Source organism: Shewanella olleyana, from assembly GCF_023283825.1.
GTDB lineage: Bacteria > Pseudomonadota > Gammaproteobacteria > Enterobacterales > Shewanellaceae > Shewanella > Shewanella olleyana.
Window position 1 is genome coordinate 228,732 of sequence record NZ_JAKILD010000001.1, and the last position, 19,333, is coordinate 248,064.

A 19,333-nucleotide genomic window follows, 5' to 3' on the forward strand; every position below is an offset into this window, starting at 1 on the left:
GTAGGAGTACATCATGGTACAGGCAACTGCAAGACACCTTTTAGTTAGCTCAGAAGAGCAATGTGAGCAATTAAAGCAACAAATTGTTGCTGGTGCAGATTTCGCTGAAATCGCCAAAGCGAACTCATCTTGTCCTTCTGGTGCACAGGGTGGTGAACTTGGTTCTTTTGGTCCGGGTATGATGGTTCGTGAGTTTGACGAAGTCGTGTTTAGCGCGCCGTTAAATGAAGTGCAAGGTCCAGTTAAAACTCAATTTGGTTATCATCTTCTTGAGGTGACAAGCCGCGGTTAATTTATATTTAATCGTTGAAGGCAGCTTCGGCTGCCTTTTTTCGTTTTAGGGACATGGAAAAATAAAGTTGTCTGATTGACAAGGGATTCGTTAATGATTGAGTTATACACAGACAGGCTGACTATACGAAGTATGCAAGAATCAGATTGGCCTGACGTGCTTGCTTTAAATACCAATCAATCAGTATTAAAGCACATACGAAAAGTCACTTCCGTTGCTGATATTAAAGAGACATTTAGTCAAAGGCTCGCGCCTTGGGATTACGCATCGGGGAAATGGCTAACATTGGTTATTGAAACAGTGAATACGAATGAGTTTGTTGGCTTGACCGGGTTTTATTGTGAAAGTGAAGTGATGAACCGTGCTGAAGTCGGTTATCTTATAGCACCAAACCATCAAGGTTTAGGTTATGGAACCGAAAGCCTTAAGGCTGTAATTGATTGGGGAATTCATCAGTTTAATATACAAAAGTTTATTGGTTATTGCGCGGTTGAAAATCTTGGTTCAGCTAACGTTATGCTCAAATGTGGCTTTTTACAAGAGGGCTTGCTAAGAGATAACCATTGTATTGGCGACCATAAAATTGATGAATACATCTTTGGATTATTGCAATCAGATATCCGAACTCAATGATCAATACTCGAGCGCTTCTTTAGTAACCATTTAACAAATATAAAGTGTAAAATCACTACTTTCTTTCGGGCTTTTATCACATAATCATCAATACAATTGAAAACTATTCTCGTTTCCACTTGCAAAACATGATCTAGGTAAAGGTATTGCAAGAATGGCTAATATAAAATTACTCAATATTAAATATTTTGAACGCAAGGTGGGTATCCAATGAAGCTCAGTGAACTTAATCCCGGAGACACGGCGAAGATTGCTGAAATCGGTCAACTTTCTTTACCTCAAACAGTAAAGAGAAAGTTGCTATCTATGGGGATAACACCTCATACAGCGTTTAGAATGTTACGCCGTGCCCCAATGGGTTCTGGAGTAGAATTAGAATTACGTGGCAGTCGTTTGTGTATGCGTCGCGATTTAGCAGATATCATTGAGGTAGTAGTAACACATGACTAAAGAATTCCACTGCGTCACAGTTGGTAATCCAAACGCAGGCAAGTCTACATTATTCAATGCGCTTACAGGTTCAAACCAGCAAGTTGGTAACTGGTCTGGTGTTACTGTCGAGAAAAAAACGGGCTATTTCGCTTTAGATAATACCAATGTTCATTTAACTGACCTACCTGGCATCTACGATTTATTGCCTGCGGGAAACAGTTGTGACTGTTCTCTTGATGAGCAAATTGCACAGCAGTACCTTGCAGAGCAACGTGTTGACGGTATTATTAATTTAGTCGATGCGACTAATATAGAAAGACATCTTTATTTAACGGTACAACTTAGAGAGCTCGGCATACCTATGGTTGTCGTACTCAATAAAATAGATGCTGCGAAAAAGCTTGGTATCACAACTGATTTAGAATCGATGAGCAAAGAGCTTGGTTGCCCGGTTATTGCTGTTTGTTCTAGAGAAGAAGCTGATGTTAAACGAGTTCAAGATCAGGTCTTAAGATTATTAAATGGTGAAATCACAGAGTCACCATTAAAGCTTGATTACGATGAAAGCATCGAGTCAGGTGTAAAAAAACTGCAGCATCACTCAGAAGATCTAAGCCGAGGTCGTGCACTCGCCATGTTAGGTAATGGCAATGGCTGTGGTCAGTGCGATAGTACAAGCTTAAAAGATGTTGTAAATAACTGCACTCAAATTGCAGAACAGTCAGGAACAGATATCGAAGTATTAGTTGCTACTACTCGTTTCGATTTTGTTCAGAAAGTATTTGATAGTTCGGTTAATGTTGCTGGTCATGAAAGTGCTAGTGATAAATTAGATAAAGTATTGCTTCACCCTGTACTCGGTATACCTGTATTCCTATTTGTTATGTACTTGATGTTTATGTTCAGTATCAATGTCGGTAGTTCATTCATCGACTTCTTTGATATTGCAGCAGGTGCGGTATTTGTTGAACAATTCGGTGCATTACTTGAGTCAATTGGCTCACCTGTTTGGCTAGTAACCATTCTAGCTGGCGGTATTGGACAAGGTATTCAAACTGTTGCTACCTTCATTCCTGTTATTGCTGCGCTATTTTTGGCTCTGTCAGTACTTGAAGCATCTGGGTATATGTCTCGAGCGGCTTTCGTTGTCGATGGATTGATGCGCCGTATAGGTTTACCTGGCAAAGCATTTGTTCCTATGATTGTTGGTTTCGGTTGTTCTGTACCTGCGATTATGGCGACAAGAACGCTAGGCAGTGAACGAGAAAGAATCGTTACAGGTATGATGGCGCCATTCATGTCTTGTGGTGCGCGTTTACCTGTGTATGCATTATTTGCAGCCGCTTTCTTCCCTGAGTCTGGTCAGAACTTAGTATTCCTGCTTTATATTATCGGTATTTTAGCCGCTGTTGGTACTGGCCTATTGTTACGTAGCACAGTATTACCTGGCAGTAGCAGTGCGGTTGTCATGGAACTTCCAAGCTATGAAATGCCTAAGCTAAAAGCGGTATTCTCTCGTACAACTAAACGTACTAAGAGTTTTATTATGGGCGCAGGTAAAACCATTGTCATTGTGGTTACCTTACTTAACTTTGTTAATGCGATTGGTACTGATGGTAGCTTTGGTCATGAAGACAGTAAAGAATCTGTGTTGAGTGTACTGAGCCAAAAAATAACACCGCTATTTTCACCAATGGGTGTTGAGCAAGAAAACTGGCCTGCGACAGTGGGTATTATTACCGGTATTTTTGCTAAAGAAGCGGTTGTTGGTACTTTAAACAGCCTTTATTCTGACCCAAGTGATGGTGATGAAGAATTAGCGAGTTTATCTGAAAGTTTCTCTGAGGCTTTAAGCACTATACCTGAGAATTTATTTGGTATTGCGCCGGAAGATCCTTTATCACTCGATGTCGGTAATGTTGAAAGCATTGAAGAAGCAGCCGAAGAGCAGGGCGTAGATAGCTCTACCTTTAGTGCACTTCAAGCAGGCTTTACAACTAAGGTTGCTGCTTTCTCTTATTTACTGTTTATTTTGTTGTACACACCATGTGTTGCAGCGATGGGCGCATTAGTGAATGAGTTTGGTAATAAGTGGGCACGATTTGCCGCATTATGGACTTTTGCATTAGCTTACGGTAGCGCAACAGTAGTTTATCAAGGTGCAAATATTGCTAAGCATCCAGTGCAATCTATCAGTTGGATTTCGTTCTTTACCATTGCACTAATGGGCTATTACCTGTGGCTTAAGAAGCAAGGTAAAAAGAACCAGCAAATTATACCAGGTGTAAGAGTAATCACTGAATAAGCGATTTTAATGTTCAAAATAAAACCAGCATTTTAATAAATGCTGGTTTTTTGTTTTTAGGCTACTATTTTTATCAAACAGGCATTGTAACTCGTGTAAAACTGTAGGATCATCGAAGGTCTGACAATTTTACCATCGTGCACTAAGAGGAACTCCATGAGTCAAGTGGACAACGAAGTACGTCCAAGTAACTTCATACGTAATATCATTGATGAAGACTTAAAAAGTGGCAAGCACAACAGTGTGCAAACCCGTTTCCCGCCAGAGCCAAATGGTTTTTTACACATTGGTCATGCGAAGTCTATTTGTTTAAATTTTGGTATTGCGAAAGATTACCAAGGTCAATGTAACTTACGCTTTGATGATACGAACCCTGAAAAAGAAGACATAGATTATGTTCATTCTATACAGGATGATGTTCGTTGGTTAGGTTTCGAGTGGTCTGGTGAAATTCGTTATTCGTCTAATTATTTTGACCAGCTGCATCAATATGCTGTTGAGCTGATCACTAAAGGATTGGCTTACGTTTGTTTCTTAAATGCAGAAGAAACTCGTGAATACCGTGGCACCTTAAAAGAGCCAGGTAAAAATAGCCCATATCGTGACACTTCGGTTGAAGAGAACCTAGCGTTATTTGAAAAGATGCGTAAGGGTGAATTCAAAGAAGGTGAATGTGCACTTCGTGCCAAAATAGACATGGCTTCACCGTTTATGTGTATGCGCGATCCAGTTATTTATCGTATTCGTTTTGCTCACCATCATCAAACCGGTGACAAATGGTGCATTTACCCAATGTACGATTTCACACATTGTATTTCTGATGCGATTGAAAACATTACTCACTCTTTATGTACATTAGAGTTCCAAGACAATCGTCGTTTATACGATTGGGTGCTTGATCATTTAGATGATTTCAATTTACCAAATCGCACAAGACAATATGAGTTTTCAAGACTAAATCTTGAATACACGATGATGTCGAAGCGTAAGCTGAATGATCTTGTAACTCGTAACTTGGTTAATGGGTGGGATGATCCTCGTATGCCTACGATTGCTGGCTTACGTCGTCGAGGTTATACACCTGCATCGATCCGTGAGTTTTGTCAGCGTATTGGTGTGACTAAGCAAGAAAACTTAATCGAAGGTGGCGTACTTGATGCGTGTATTCGTGAAGAATTAAACGAATTTGCACCTCGTGCTATGGCCGTTTTGAAGCCGATTAAAGTCGTTATTGAAAACTATCCTTCAGATACGCCTGAAATAATTAATGCACCAATGCATCCGAATAAACCTGAAATGGGTACTCGTGAATTAGCATTTGGCAAAGAGTTATTTATTGATGCTGAAGATTTCCGCGAATCAGCTAATAAACACTTCAAACGTTTAGTATTAGGCAAAGAAGTTCGTTTACGTAATGCTTATGTCATTAAAGCTGAGCGCTTTGACCAAGACGACGAAGGTAACGTCACTACTGTTTATTGTACCTATGACAATGAAACTTTAGGTAAGAATCCAAGCGATGGTCGTAAAGTTAAAGGTGTGATTCATTGGGTTGAAGCTTCAACAGCAAAACCAGCTGAATTCCGTCTTTACAATCGTTTATTTACCGAAGCGACACCTGCATCATTTGAAACAGTAGATGAAGTGCTAAATGATGAATCATTAGTCGTTCTAAACGGTGTAGCTGAAGCTGGTTTAGTTAATGCTGAGGTTGAAAAAGCTTATCAGTTTGAACGTGAAGGTTACTTCTGTGCGGACAGCAAAGATTCTTCAAAAGAACATTTAGTGTTTAACTTAACTGTGCCATTACGCGACTCTTTTGCATAAGACCGTGTTATAGCTTTTGTTTAGATAAAGAAATGCCAGAGCGAAAGCTCTGGCATTTTTGTTTTTAGTGGTAATCCATCACCTGATTATGAATTTATTGATTAGCTGATATTAAATGAATTGGTGCGTCGTCACTTAAATAAGCCTCATCAACTTGATCTAATTTATTGAAGCGGATCATCCCTTGGATACCATCAATATAAGCTTGACCACGCTCAGAGTATTTATCTAAGGTGTTAGCTAACTCTAATCCTGTTATTGGCTGTTTATCAGCTCTTAAGTCTCTTCTTAGCTCGCGTAACTTTATATAGGAAGCGTTTGTATTAATATTTAACATATAGCCTTCAACAGATGCTTGAGGTGTGTCAAATCTCGCTAAACCATAATTACCTAATTCTTTGCGCTGCTGTTTAGGTACCATGCCATTTCCACTAAAATCCCACTGCCCAAAGAATGCGTTCCCTTCAAGGGTAAATCGTGATGTTGCCCAGCCACTTTCTTCAGCTGCTTGAGCGAGAACAAGTGAAGGAGGCATGATATCGACTCGTTTTAATAATTGCTGACGTTGTTCATCAGTGATAGCGTCTACTGATTCATTTATCACTCGGTATTTTTGTGCAATTGCTATCAGCTCTTTATCATTCAACTGAGCTTGTTTTACAACTTTTCTTTCGATAGTGATATTTTCATTACTGATTAAAATTAACGGTGCCATCAATCTAAAGAAAACCATTTTTTTAAGCTGTACTGGTATTTCATTTGATGTTTGCTGCCATTTTTCACTAACACTTTCAAAGGTGAGTCTAGGTACTTCTCGCACACCCGCTTGCCAACTTTCTGTGTTGTAGTTGAGGGAATTAAACAGCTGGACAAGCTCATCTAAGGAGTTAAGGCTAATATATTTGGGTTCTAAAAGTGCTGATGAAGGTTTCTCAACTTCTGAAACTGTGATTTGTGCATCAGTGGAAGATTGAACCAAATCAGTTTGGTTAGAAGATTTAACCCAATGGTTTATTGCAAATAAGCCAACTAGCAACAAGATCACAAAGAGAAGTTTTTGATAAGTGTTTTTGGTCATATTTTATCCTAAAGACTGTTGCAAGTTTTTGTAAACGTTGAGCGTATTGTAAGTGCGACAAAATGAGTGGTTTTAATTAATGAATTTGGTAAAACGAAATGAAAACACATTAAAAAAGGCGCGTAAGCGCCTTTAATTATAGTCTAGAAAATATCATTGCATCATTGGGCCAAAACCTAAGCTCCATAAAATAACGCTGCTTCCCATTAATCCGACTAATAACACTAATCCAGCAGTAACCACTGAACTGGCATAGATAAAGCCTTTTTCTTCAGGAATATTCATAATAATAGGCACGCCTGCGTACAGTAAGTAAATCGAATAGGCTAAGCCAGCTAAACCAACGAGCATGATAAACCAAAGTACTGGGTACAATACAGCAATACCCACCATAAATAATGGTGTTGCTGTATAGGCTGCTAACTCTAACGCTTGAGTAAATGTTGGAGAAGCATCAAATGTTTTTGCCATCCAAAAAGATAAGTAAGCGAGAGCCATGACACCTGCAATAAGACCGAAATACATCCCTACAGACATAAACATCGCACTTTGTGGTGTGAGAAATAATGGTTCTCCGTTAGCAGGATGCCAACCGATATAAGCTGTTGCGATAAAGCTACATACTGCGGGAATTAATGCGATAAGTAAGATATGACTGAGACTGCTTTTAACTGCCTCGTGATTACGTTCAATTGTTTTCCACTCTTGTTTAGGATGAGTGTATAGCCCCATTAAGTGATTTAGTATCATTTTTATTATCCTTGTTTAGCATTCATACATAGCTCGCCAAACTTCAGACGAACTGATCATAGCCCCATATATCAATCGACTTAATCAGCCCTACACATACTCAACTCGCTTAACCACTAGCTCATTAAGTAATAACTTCATCCCTTTCGAAGTTTATCCATTTAAGAAGATTGAAATACAACTTTAGCAACTATTGTTACGAAGATGTATAGACTATTTATTGAACATAAGCATCGATTCGTCAAGGGTTAATCGTGTTTTATCTGTAGAAAAGTCCTTAACACAGGTAAAATACGTTCAAACCCTTATAAAAGTTTAGAACAAAATGCAGCAATTACTGGCGCCCATTTATCGTTTTTTAAAATGTGAAACCCCTGACAGTTGGATAGAAATGGCGAGTAATCCTGATAATTTATCGATAATTCTTCGAGACCATTTACTTTGCGAGCTTAAAGCGGCGCAAAGTGCCATGTTTTTGATACGAAAATATGCAGTAGATAAGGAAAGTGCGAGTCGATTAACTGAATGGGTGAAACCTTATGAAGAGTTTGCCTATAAAAGGGTTGGCGGTTTAACAAGCTTAAAAGGTAAAAGTAATATCACTAAACAGGTCACAGTTAGAGATAATTGCCCTTATGGACAGGATTTAGTAGATAAAATGGTGCTGCTGATAAAGGAAGAGTTACACCATTTTTATCAGGTCATGGAGTTAATGGATAAAAAGAATGTGCCTTATGAACTCTTAGAAGCTGGCCGTTATGCTAAAGGGATGATGAAACATGTTAAAACCTTCGAGCCTGATGCATTGGTTGATAAGCTTATTATCGGTGCATTTATTGAGGCAAGATCCTGTGAGCGTTTTGCCAAATTAGCGCCGCATCTTGATGCTGATTTAGAAAAGTTTTATATCTCTTTGCTCCGCTCTGAAGCTCGTCATTATCAAGATTATTTATCACTTGCAGAGTCAATCTCGAATAAAGATATCAGTGAGCGCGTCGCGCATTTTGCCAAAGTAGAAGCTGAATTGATTTTATCACCCGATGAAGACTTTAAATTTCACAGCGGTACCCCAGCTTAATAAAGTGATTTAATTATACATCAGGGGGGATGAAATACCTGCTTGACTAGTTACTAAATTTTAGTTGCTAAATTATTATCTAGGATTAGTTTTAGGGGTAGTTGTAAGGGTTGTATTTAGAATTAATTATTGATGCAGTTTGGATAATTGGTTTATTTAATTAACTACTCAGTTAATTACTTTTTAGCAGAGAAGGGCAGTTGCTGTAATTCAGCACTGTCTTTTTTTACAATCAAAATACTACCTTGCTCATACCAGTCGCCGACGACGATACGTTGCTTATTGTCATCTAATTCATGAATAGCTGGGCGATGAGTATGGCCGTGGATCATTCTTTGGCTATGGGTATCGTTTAATAAAGCATCAACGGCAGACTGTTCTACATCCATGATGACATAGCTTTTATCTTGATTTCCATTTTGGCTTTTATGCCTGATATCAGCAGCGATTTTTTGTCGAGTCGATTTTGGTAAGTGACAATAAATCCATTTAACGATTGCTGAGTTTCTAAAGCGGCGGAAGCGTTGGTAAGACTTATCTAAAGTGCATAAGCTGTCGCCATGAAGCACTACGGTTTTAACACCATATAAATCGAGAACTTTTATTTCAGGTAGCAATTGCATACCTGATTTAGCTGCAAACTCTTTACCTATCATAAAGTCACGATTGCCATGAATAAAGTAAATTGGCATTCGCTTTGAAACTTGTTTGATATGCGCAGCTATGTCGTCGGTAAAGGGGTCAGCGATATCATCACTGGTCCATACTTCAAACAAATCACCAATAATATACATAGCCTCAACGTCAGATAAATCCGAGTTGAGATAGTCTATAAAGGCTTGGGAGATATCAGGACGATCGGCACTTAAGTGCAAATCGCCCATAAATACAGTGTGCACTATTGCTTATTCAGCAATGCTAGCACTGTTGATTACCACAGCTTCCAGTGGTACATCTTGATGCATACCACGGTTACCCGTGCTTACCGCTTTAATTTTTTCAACAATATCGAAGCCTTCAACCACTTCAGCAAATACACAGTAACCCCAGCCTTGGCCAGTTTCAGCTTTGTGATCTAAGAAAGTATTGTCGCTAACGTTAATAAAAAATTGCGCCGTTGCTGAATGCGGATCAGAAGTACGCGCCATTGCTAATGTGCCAACTTTGTTTGATAAACCGTTGTTTGCTTCATTTTTAATAGCAGCATTAGGTGTTTTCTGAACCATATCTTCAGTAAAACCACCACCTTGAACCATGAATCCATCAATTACACGGTGAAAAACAGTGCCATCATAAAAACCGTCTTTAACGTACTTGATGAAGTTTTCAACAGTTAGAGGTGCTTTTTCAGCATTAAGAGCAATTTTGATATCGCCCATGTTTGTGTGCAAAGTGATCATATTAAAATACCTAGATAAAAATTGTTGCGCGATTCTAACTTATCTAACGTGAGGCTTAAAGTGCAGTGTTCAAAACAGTGTTGCTCATGGTAGACTTTGGCTCCATTATATTGGTATTAAAATGAGTAAAAGAGAACCATCGATGTTGAAAATTTACAATAGTATGAGTCGTGAAAAGCAAGAATTTAAGCCGATTAACCCTGGCAAGATAGATATGTATGTATGTGGTATTACCATATACGATTTATGTCATATTGGTCATGGTCGTACTTTTGTTTCTTTCGATATGATTGTTCGTTACTTGCGTTACCGTGGTTATGAAGTGAATTACCTGCGTAATATTACTGACGTCGATGACAAAATCATTAAACGTGCTGCTGAAAATAATGAAAGTTGTGATTCATTAACTGAGCGATTAATTGGCGAAATGCACAATGATTTTGACTCACTCAATATGATGCGTCCTGATTTTGAGCCAAGAGCAACATTGCACATTGAAGAAATCATCGAGATGGTGCAAACACTTATTGCTAAAGACCACGCTTATGTGTCAGAAAGCGGTGATGTATTGTTTAGTGTATCTTCATATGCTGAGTACGGACGTTTATCTGGTCAAAATCTTGAACAGCTCCAAGCTGGCGCACGTGTAGAAGTAGAAGATACGAAACGCGACCCGATGGACTTCGTATTGTGGAAAATGTCAAAGCCAGGAGAACCAACTTGGGAATCTCCATGGGGACCAGGCCGTCCAGGCTGGCACATTGAATGTTCAGCGATGAATAGCAAACATTTAGGTAATCACTTTGATATTCATGGCGGAGGTAGCGATTTACAGTTCCCACATCATGAAAATGAAATTGCGCAATCATGCTGCGCCCACGGCACACAATACGTTAACTATTGGATGCACACCGGTATGGTGATGGTTGATAAAGAGAAAATGTCTAAGTCGTTAGGTAACTTCTTTACGATTCGTGATGTTTTAGCTCACTACGATCCTGAAACAGTGCGTTATTTCTTATTATCTGGTCATTATCGTAGTCAACTGAACTATTCAGAGGATAATTTAAAGCAAGCAAAATCGGCTCTTGAGCGTATTTATACCTCTCTAAAAGGCTTAGATTTGACTGTCGCTGCTGCCCCTGCTGAAGAGTTTATTGCTAAATTTAAAACAGCAATGGATGATGATTTCAATACGCCTGAAGCCTATTCAGTGGTTTTTGAAATGGTACGTGAAATTAATCGTTTAAAACTAGTTGATATGGCACAAGCGAGTGCTTTAGGCGTTAGCTTAAAATCATTAACAGATGTTTTAGGTTTAATTAATCGTGATGTTGATGCTTACTTCCAAGGTGAGGGCAGTGATGACGAAGTGGCCGAAATCGAAGCGTTAATTGTTGAACGTAATCGCGCCCGTACTGAAAAAGACTGGCCAGCTGCTGATGCTGCTCGTGACAGACTTAATGCGTTAAATGTTGTCTTAGAAGACGGCGAAGAAGGCACGACTTGGCGTAAAAAGTCTTAAGACTTAATAAGGGAGCGATGAATTCAGCATCTTTATAAGTTGATTTAATAAGTCGCTAATTTAGCAAAATAAAAAGCCTGCAAATTTGCAGGCTTTTTTGTGTCAGTGACTGGTTTAGTAAAGCTTTATAAGGCTTAAATATTCATCATGACTCAATAGACTTTAATTAGTCGTGGTATTGCTCGGCTGCATACAGGGTATTTTCAAGCAGACTTGCAATGGTCATTGGACCCACGCCACCTGGTACAGGTGTGATAAATGCCGCTTTTTCAGCTGCGATATCAAACTCTACATCACCAACAAGCTTACCGCTTTCTAGTCGGTTGATACCCACATCAATCACAATAGCGCCAGGCTTAATCCAATCGCCAGGTATGAACCCTGGTTTACCTACTGCGACTACCAGCAAATCAGCTTGGCGAACTTTTTGTTCAAGGTTTTTAGTAAAACGATGACATGTAGTGGTTGTGCAACCAGCAAGCAATAACTCTAACGTCATTGGACGACCTACAATGTTTGATGCGCCAACAATAGTGGCATCCAGTCCGTAGGTATCAATTCCAGTAGATTTGATTAAAGTAATAATGCCTTTTGGCGTACATGAACGCAGCACTGGGATGCGCTGGGCTAATCTACCGACATTATATGGATGGAATCCGTCCACATCTTTATCTGGTCTAATGCGCTCGATGACTTTCGAGTCTTCAATGTGATCAGGTAAAGGTAACTGCACTAAAATACCATCGATTTTAGGGTCTTCATTACATTGATCAATTAACGCTAATAATTCTGTTTCAGTGGTTGTCGTCTCTAAATCATAAGAATATGACTCAAAGCCTACTTCTTCACATGCTCGGCGTTTGCTACCAACATATACCTGTGATGCAGCATCAGCGCCCACAAGAATCACCGCAAGACCTGGTACTCGCTTACCAGCTGCTTTACGTACCAACACTTTTTCTTTTAATGTGGTTCTAATAGATTGAGCTATCGCTTTGCCATCAATATTTTGGGCCGTCATGAGTGTATAGTTTCCTTTATATGGCGCGATTAAGATGAATTTTAACGAGGCGTATTCTACCAGTCAGCCATAGTCATGTCATGAATAATGCCTAAACGATTTATTAAAAACAGAATTTTTTGTTTGTAAAAACAGCAGCTGAACCAGAATGCAAAAAAAATCGTTGACGATAGTAAAGTGACTCGTTAATATGCGCTCCGTTCTCGCAGATAAGCCGCTAAGTATTAACTTAAACCTTATTTGTTACAGACATCTCGGTGATTAGCGCAGCCCGGTAGCGCATCTCGTTTGGGACGAGAGGGTCAGAGGTTCGAATCCTCTATCACCGACCAATTTTATATTTGTAAAGCTCAAGCTTTGCGAATAAGCTTGAAAGCATAAATTGAACACCAAATCAGTTTATCAAGCTAGCAGGTTATACAGATTAAATTTGTAAACCATGCGCCACTAGCTCAGCTGGATAGAGCAACGCCCTTCTAAGGCGTGGGTCTCAGGTTCGAATCCTGAGTGGCGTACCAAATTATGGTGATTGTAGCTCAGTTGGTAGAGCCCCGGATTGTGATTCCGGTTGTCGTGGGTTCGAGCCCCATCAGTCACCCCAATTTTTGCATTAAAAATGCACGATTGTAGAGAAAGCGACCTTAGGTCGCTTTTTTTATGCCTAAAATCCCGATTTTACCCCATTTTCACACTCGACTCCGCAGTAAACCGTCGCTATAATGTCGCGTCTTGATAAATATCTAATACGAATTACTACGGGTAATGGCGCTGAAAAGCTGCTGTATCGCACTTTTATTAGTAAACATTAAACATCAAGAAACGAATATTTAATAGTTGAGCTTTCGACTATTACAAAGGACGTCAGACATATTTCGAGGTAAAACAATGCAAGTTTCTGTTGAAACAACTCAAGGCCTAGAACGTCGCCTAACAATTTCTGTTCCTGCTGAACAAATTGAGAAATTAGTTAAAGACAACTTATTACGTGAAGCGAAACGTGCAAAGATTTCAGGTTTCCGTCCTGGTAAAGTACCAGTTTCAGTGATCAACCAACGTTACGGCGCTGCAATTCGTCAAGACGTAACTGGTGAAGTGATGCAACGCAACTTCATTGAAGCGATCATGGCTGAAAAATTAAACCCAGCTGGCGCGCCAGTTTTTGCTCCAGGCGAAACTGAAGGCGAAAACTTCGTATTCGTTGCCACTTTCGAAATCTACCCAGAAGTTGAATTAACTGGCTTAGATGCAATCGAAGTTGAGCAACCACAAGCTGAAGTTAATGACGCTGACGTTGACACTATGATTGAAACGCTTCGCAAGCAACACGCTACATTCGCTGTAGTTGAAACTGCTGCTGAAGAAGGCAATAAAGCTAAAATGAACTTCGTAGGTTCTGTAGACGGTGAAGAGTTTGAAGGCGGAAAAGCTGATGACTTCGAACTAGAACTTGGTAGCAACCGTATGATCCCAGGTTTTGAAGCGGGTGTTATCGGTCATAAAGCTGGCGACGAATTCGAAATCGAAGTGACGTTCCCAGAAGATTACCATGCAGAAAACTTAAAAGGTAAAGCGGCTAAGTTCGTTATTACGCTTACTGAAGTTCAAGCTGCAGAATTACCAGAAGTAAACGATGAGTTCGCTTCTTTATTCGGTATCGCTGAAGGTGGCCTAGAAGCACTTAAAGCTGAAATCCGTAAAAACATGACTCGTGAACTTGAGCAAGCGCTTAAAGCAAATGTGAAAGAACAAGTTATCGAAGGCTTATTATCAGCTAACGAAATCACTATTCCTTCAGCATTAGTTGATGGTGAAGTTAATGTACTTCGTCAACAAGCTATGCAACGTTTTGGTGGTCAAACTGAAAACATGCCTGAGCTACCTGCTGATTTATTCACAGAACAAGCTGAGCGTCGTGTTAAAGTTGGTTTACTTCTTGGTGAAGTTATCAAAACTAACGAACTTCAAGCTGAAGACGAACGTGTTCAAGGTCTTATCGCTTCAATGGCTTCTGCATACGAAGATCCAAGTGAAGTTGTTGAATACTACAATGGCAACAAAGAGCTTATGCAAAACATGCGCAACGTAGCGCTTGAAGAGCAAGCTGTTGAAGTTTTATTAAAATCTGCAAAAGTGACACTAAAAGATGTCGAATTTGAAGAATTTATGAACAAGGCAACAGGTAAAGCGTAACCATCGCTTGACTTGATTGGCGGTTCGCCATTTAATGGCTCGTATGAGGTTCCTCATACGAGCCATTTTTATTTTAGGGAAGCATAAAATGCATAAAGCGCCAGAATCTGTACTCAATGCTCTTGTACCTATGGTTGTTGAACAAACGGCTAAAGGTGAGCGTTCATATGATATTTACTCTCGTTTATTAAAAGAGCGAGTAATTTTCTTGGTTGGCCAAGTGGAAGAGCACATGGCTAACTTGATCGTGGCGCAACTATTGTTCCTAGAATCAGAAAGCCCAGATAAAGATATTTCTATCTACATCAACTCGCCAGGTGGTTCAGTCACTGCGGGTATGGCAATTTACGATACCATGCAATTTATTAAGCCAAATGTCAGTACTGTTTGTATTGGTCAAGCATGTAGCATGGGAGCATTCTTATTAGCAGGTGGTGCAGAAGGTAAGCGTCATTGTTTACCGAATTCACGTGTGATGATCCATCAACCACTTGGTGGTTTCCAAGGCCAAGCATCTGACATCGCAATTCATGCTCAAGAAATCTTAGGCATTAAGAATAAATTAAACGAAATGTTAGCTGAACATACTGGCCAACCATTAGACGTTATCGAGCGTGATACTGACCGAGATAACTTTATGAGTGCGCAAGAAGCAGCTGATTATGGTTTAGTTGATTCAGTTTTTGAAAAGCGTAGCTGATCTTTAGGCCTGAGTACGCTATTCTGTGATGAATAGCGTATAAAAAATATTTGACTGTTCCTGTGTTGCACAATAAATGCACAGGTGTTTTTTTGAAAACAGTGAACAGGCTGTAACAGAGGTAGGGTAATGGGCGATAACAAAAGTACCGGTGACAGTGGCAAACTACTGTACTGCTCTTTTTGCGGAAAAAGCCAACATGAAGTTAGAAAGCTAATCGCTGGACCTTCAGTATATGTTTGTGACGAGTGTGTCGAGCTATGCAATGACATTATTCGCGAAGAAATCAAAGAAATATCGCCTAAGCGCGATCAAGATAAGTTACCGTCGCCACATGAATTACGTACGCATTTAGATGATTACGTAATTGGCCAAAATCAGGCCAAAAAAGTGTTGTCGGTAGCGGTTTATAACCATTATAAACGATTACGTAATGGCACGCCCATTGAAGGCGTCGAGTTAGGTAAAAGTAATATTTTGCTTATCGGTCCAACAGGTAGTGGTAAAACGTTATTAGCTGAAACGCTAGCACGTTCTTTAGATGTACCATTCACCATGGCTGACGCTACAACATTAACCGAAGCGGGTTATGTTGGTGAAGATGTAGAAAACATCATTCAAAAGCTACTTCAGAAATGTGATTACGACGTTGAGAAAGCTGAACGTGGTATTGTTTACATTGATGAGATCGATAAGATTAGCCGTAAATCTGATAACCCTTCAATTACACGTGATGTGTCTGGTGAAGGTGTTCAGCAGGCGTTATTGAAACTGATTGAAGGCACAGTGGCTTCAGTTCCTCCGCAAGGTGGCCGTAAGCATCCTCAGCAAGAGTTTTTACAGGTAGATACCTCTAAAATCTTATTTATCTGTGGTGGTGCGTTCGCTGGGCTTGAAAAAGTGATTGAACAACGTGGCTTAACGGGTACTGGTATCGGTTTCGGTGCAGAAGTTAAAGGTGAAGCTGACAAAACAACGATTTCACAAACGCTTGGTAAAGTTGAACCAGAAGATTTAATTAAGTTTGGTTTAATCCCTGAGTTTATTGGTCGTTTACCTGTTGTGGCTACGCTGACTGAGTTAGATGAATCTGCTTTAGTACAAATTTTATCTCAGCCTAAAAATGCACTGACTAAACAGTACGGTGCTTTGTTTGAGATGGAAGGTGTTGAGTTAGAGTTCCGTGAAGATGCGCTTAAAGCCATTGCTCACAAAGCAATGACACGCAAAACCGGTGCTCGTGGTTTACGCTCTATCATCGAAGATATCTTATTAGATACCATGTATGACATTCCTTCTGAGGAAGGTGTGATTAAAGCTGTTGTTGATGAATCAGTTGTTAAAGGTGAGTCTGCGCCTATCCTGATTTATGAAAACACTGACAGCCAAGTCGCTGGTGGTGAACAATAAATAGACGCTTTTAGCTGTTTATGAAAAATAAGGAGTCCATTGGGCTCCTTTTTTCGTATTAGCCATTGAAAGATCAAGAAACATCCCAATATACTGATTATAAAATCCATTCATCAAACGGAATCGAACTATGACCCAAGAGCGTGAAGCGCATATCGAACTCCCCGTGCTACCACTTCGAGATGTAGTGGTTTATCCCCATATGGTAATTCCGTTATTCGTCGGACGAGAGAAATCAATTCGATGTTTAGAATCGGCAATGGAACAAGATAAACAAATTTTATTGGTCGCACAGAAAGAAGCTGATTTAGACGAGCCAACAAAAGACGATATTTTCGAAATTGGTACAGTGGCGTCAATTCTGCAATTACTTAAATTGCCAGACGGAACAGTAAAAGTATTAGTCGAAGGTGGTCAGCGTGCAAAAGTTGACAAGTACACCCAAGAAGAAGAATTCTTCGTCGCAACTGCACAATACTTAGAGTCTGAACAACTTGCTGAGAAAGAAGAAGAAGTACTCGTTCGTAGTGCTATCAGCCAGTTTGAAGGTTACATCAAGCTTAATAAAAAGATCCCACCAGAAGTACTGACTTCATTAACCGGTATTGAAGAAGCTGCGCGTCTTGCTGACACTATGGCTGCCCATATGCCGCTTAAGTTAGAAGACAAGCAATCTGTACTTGAAATGATCAACGTTGGCGAACGTCTTGAATACTTAATGGCGATGATGGAAGGCGAAATTGACTTGTTACAAGTTGAAAAACGCATCCGAGGCCGCGTTAAAAAGCAGATGGAAAAAAGTCAGCGTGAGTACTATTTGAATGAGCAAATGAAAGCCATTCAAAAAGAACTTGGCGATCTTGATGAAGGTCAAGACGAGTTTGAAGTACTCGGTCGCAAGATTGAAGAAGCTAAAATGCCAGCTGAAGCGAAAGAAAAAGCTGAAGCTGAGCTTAATAAGTTAAAAATGATGTCACCAATGTCTGCCGAAGCAACAGTGGTGAGAAGCTATGTTGATTGGATGACGTCAGTGCCTTGGAGCCAACGTTCTAAAATTAAGCGTGACTTATCTAAAGCTGAAGAAATTTTAGATACCGACCATCATGGTTTAGAAAAAGTTAAAGAACGTATTCTTGAATACCTTGCTGTTCAAAGCCGCGTTAAGCAGCTTAAGGGACCAATCCTGTGTTTAGTTGGTCCACCGGGTGTAGGTAAAACTTCATTAGGTCAGTCTATTGCTAAAGCAACAGGGCGTAAGTATGTTCGTGTTGCCTTAGGTGGAGTGCGTGATGAAGCGGAAATCCGTGGGCACCGTCGTACTTACATTGGTTCAATGCCAGGTAAAGTGATTCAAAAAATGGCGAAAGTGGGCGTGAAAAACCCATTATTCTTATTAGATGAAATTGATAAGATGAGCTCTGATATGCGTGGTGATCCATCATCAGCATTGCTTGAGGTACTTGACCCAGAGCAAAATTCAGCGTTTAACGACCATTATTTAGAAGTCGATTACGATTTATCTGATGTGATGTTTGTTGCGACGTCTAATTCAATGGATATTCCAGGACCGTTATTAGACCGTATGGAAGTGATTCGTTTATCGGGTTATACCGAAGATGAAAAACTGAATATAGCTAAGAAGCATTTGTTGACTAAGCAAGTTGAGCGCAATGGTCTAAAACCTAAAGAAATTAATATCGATGATAGTGCCATTATCGGCATGATCCGTTATTACACTCGTGAAGCTGGTGTTCGTTCATTAGAGCGTGAACTATCTAAGGTATGTCGTAAAGTCGTTAAAATGATTTTATTGGACAAGTCCGTTAAGACTGTAGAGGTGAATCAAGACAACTTGAAGTCATTCCTTGGAGTGCAGCGTTTTGATTACGGTAAAGCAGAGTCAAATAACCAAATTGGTCAAGTGACTGGTCTTGCATGGACTCAAGTTGGTGGTGATCTGTTAACCATTGAAGCAACATCAGTGTCAGGTAAAGGTAAGCTTGCGTATACCGGTTCACTTGGTGATGTGATGCAAGAGTCGATTCAAGCTGCTATGACAGTAGTAAGAGCACGTGCGGAGCAATTAGGTATTAACGCTGACTTTTACGAGAAACGTGATATTCACGTCCACGTACCTGAAGGGGCAACACCTAAAGATGGCCCATCAGCAGGTGCCGCAATGTGTACAGCACTTGTTTCAAGTTTAACGGGTAACCCTGTTAAAAGTGATGTGGCAATGACCGGTGAAATTACCCTTCGCGGTGAAGTACTTCCTATTGGTGGTTTAAAAGAAAAGTTACTTGCGGCACATCGTGGTGGTATAAAAGTTGTTCTTATTCCTAAAGAAAATGAACGTGACTTGGAAGAAATTCCAGCGAATGTTATTGCAGATCTTAAAATTCACCCAGTAAGATGGGTTGATGAAGTGCTTGAACTAGCACTAGAAAGGCCTGTAAAGGGCTTTGAAGTGGTTAAAAAGTAGCTAAACAACAAAAAAAGTTGCTTTGAACCTAAAAAAAGTGAAAAAAGGGGCTTAACAAACGCTAAAGCTGTGGTAGCCTAGATAAGTGGAGAGTCAGTTAGCACCAAACCCTTGGCGCAACTGACTTTGAGCTGTATCCAAGTACATTTTTTTTGGTTTTCCAATTAAGTTTGGTGTGGTATCAAACTTATAACAAAAAGCCTCCGCAGA

General features: G+C 39.9%; 16 protein-coding genes and 3 tRNA genes. 14 read left to right on the forward strand and 5 right to left on the reverse strand.

Annotated elements, in window-relative coordinates:
- Positions 1-13: 13 nt before the first annotated feature.
- The 5 genes from L2735_RS00975 (at position 14) to glnS (ending at position 5,489) form a co-directional block, all read left to right on the forward strand.
- The gene (locus L2735_RS00975) at positions 14-292 is read left to right on the forward strand and encodes a peptidylprolyl isomerase (RefSeq protein ID WP_102528584.1); all 279 of its coding nucleotides are present in this window, start codon (positions 14-16) and stop codon (positions 290-292) included.
- A gap of 93 nt (positions 293-385) precedes the next feature.
- On the forward strand, positions 386-925 hold the full coding sequence (locus tag L2735_RS00980) for a GNAT family N-acetyltransferase (protein ID WP_248982932.1): 540 nt from the start codon (positions 386-388) through the stop codon (positions 923-925).
- A gap of 210 nt (positions 926-1,135) precedes the next feature.
- Positions 1,136-1,375, forward strand: coding sequence for a FeoA family protein (locus L2735_RS00985; protein ID WP_248982933.1), 240 nt, complete (start codon positions 1,136-1,138; stop codon positions 1,373-1,375).
- The gene (gene feoB / locus L2735_RS00990; RefSeq protein WP_248982934.1) at positions 1,368-3,662 is read left to right on the forward strand and encodes a Fe(2+) transporter permease subunit FeoB; all 2,295 of its coding nucleotides are present in this window, start codon (positions 1,368-1,370) and stop codon (positions 3,660-3,662) included. Before L2735_RS00985 ends, feoB begins: the two co-directional genes overlap by 8 nt.
- A gap of 156 nt (positions 3,663-3,818) precedes the next feature.
- Positions 3,819-5,489, forward strand: coding sequence for a glutamine--tRNA ligase (glnS, locus tag L2735_RS00995; RefSeq protein WP_248982935.1), 1,671 nt, complete (start codon positions 3,819-3,821; stop codon positions 5,487-5,489).
- Positions 5,490-5,583: 94 nt separating this feature from the next.
- On the opposite strand, the gene L2735_RS01000 is transcribed toward glnS, so the two are convergent.
- Positions 5,584-6,567, reverse strand: coding sequence for a glucosaminidase domain-containing protein (locus L2735_RS01000; protein WP_248982936.1), 984 nt, complete (start codon positions 6,565-6,567; stop codon positions 5,584-5,586).
- Between the two features lie 153 nt (positions 6,568-6,720).
- Positions 6,721-7,317: a Yip1 family protein gene (locus L2735_RS01005; RefSeq protein ID WP_248982937.1), complete on the reverse strand. Its 597-nt coding sequence runs from the start codon at positions 7,315-7,317 to the stop codon at positions 6,721-6,723.
- Positions 7,318-7,642: 325 nt separating this feature from the next.
- On the opposite strand from L2735_RS01005, the gene miaE reads away from it, so the two are divergent.
- Positions 7,643-8,395, forward strand: a complete 753-nt coding sequence (gene miaE, locus L2735_RS01010; protein WP_248982938.1) for a tRNA isopentenyl-2-thiomethyl-A-37 hydroxylase MiaE — start codon at positions 7,643-7,645, stop codon at positions 8,393-8,395.
- A 176-nt stretch (positions 8,396-8,571) separates the two neighbouring features.
- Here the strand turns inward: miaE and L2735_RS01015 are convergent, their stop codons facing one another.
- Together L2735_RS01015 and L2735_RS01020 are read right to left on the reverse strand one after the other, a co-directional pair.
- The gene (locus L2735_RS01015) at positions 8,572-9,294 is read right to left on the reverse strand and encodes a UDP-2,3-diacylglucosamine diphosphatase (RefSeq protein ID WP_248982939.1); all 723 of its coding nucleotides are present in this window, start codon (positions 9,292-9,294) and stop codon (positions 8,572-8,574) included.
- 6 nt (positions 9,295-9,300) lie between these two features.
- Positions 9,301-9,795 carry a peptidylprolyl isomerase gene (locus L2735_RS01020; protein ID WP_248982940.1) on the reverse strand — a complete coding sequence of 165 codons (495 nt, stop codon included), beginning with the start codon at positions 9,793-9,795 and terminating at the stop codon, positions 9,301-9,303.
- A 142-nt stretch (positions 9,796-9,937) separates the two neighbouring features.
- On the opposite strand from L2735_RS01020, the gene cysS reads away from it, so the two are divergent.
- Positions 9,938-11,320: a cysteine--tRNA ligase gene (cysS, locus tag L2735_RS01025; protein WP_248982941.1), complete on the forward strand. Its 1,383-nt coding sequence runs from the start codon at positions 9,938-9,940 to the stop codon at positions 11,318-11,320.
- A gap of 166 nt (positions 11,321-11,486) precedes the next feature.
- Here the strand turns inward: cysS and folD are convergent, their stop codons facing one another.
- Positions 11,487-12,341, reverse strand: coding sequence for a bifunctional methylenetetrahydrofolate dehydrogenase/methenyltetrahydrofolate cyclohydrolase FolD (gene folD, locus L2735_RS01030; protein WP_248982942.1), 855 nt, complete (start codon positions 12,339-12,341; stop codon positions 11,487-11,489).
- Positions 12,342-12,596: 255 nt separating this feature from the next.
- On the opposite strand from folD, the gene L2735_RS01035 reads away from it, so the two are divergent.
- The 7 genes from L2735_RS01035 to lon all read left to right on the forward strand — a co-directional run bounded on the left by L2735_RS01035 (position 12,597) and on the right by lon (position 19,123).
- Positions 12,597-12,673: transfer RNA gene (locus L2735_RS01035), tRNA-Pro, on the forward strand.
- A gap of 109 nt (positions 12,674-12,782) precedes the next feature.
- Positions 12,783-12,859, forward strand: a tRNA-Arg gene (locus L2735_RS01040).
- Between the two features lie 7 nt (positions 12,860-12,866).
- Positions 12,867-12,942, forward strand: a tRNA-His gene (locus L2735_RS01045).
- A 284-nt stretch (positions 12,943-13,226) separates the two neighbouring features.
- Complete coding sequence (tig, locus tag L2735_RS01050; RefSeq protein ID WP_153916031.1) at positions 13,227-14,531, forward strand: trigger factor; 1,305 nt, start codon at positions 13,227-13,229, stop codon at positions 14,529-14,531.
- 88 nt (positions 14,532-14,619) lie between these two features.
- Positions 14,620-15,231 carry an ATP-dependent Clp endopeptidase proteolytic subunit ClpP gene (gene clpP, locus L2735_RS01055; protein WP_153916032.1) on the forward strand — a complete coding sequence of 204 codons (612 nt, stop codon included), beginning with the start codon at positions 14,620-14,622 and terminating at the stop codon, positions 15,229-15,231.
- 129 nt (positions 15,232-15,360) lie between these two features.
- A complete protein-coding gene (gene clpX / locus L2735_RS01060; protein ID WP_153916033.1) occupies positions 15,361-16,641 on the forward strand; it encodes an ATP-dependent protease ATP-binding subunit ClpX in 1,281 nt (426 codons plus the stop codon).
- 130 nt (positions 16,642-16,771) lie between these two features.
- The gene (gene lon, locus L2735_RS01065) at positions 16,772-19,123 is read left to right on the forward strand and encodes an endopeptidase La (protein WP_248982943.1); all 2,352 of its coding nucleotides are present in this window, start codon (positions 16,772-16,774) and stop codon (positions 19,121-19,123) included.
- Positions 19,124-19,333: the final 210 nt, after the last annotated feature.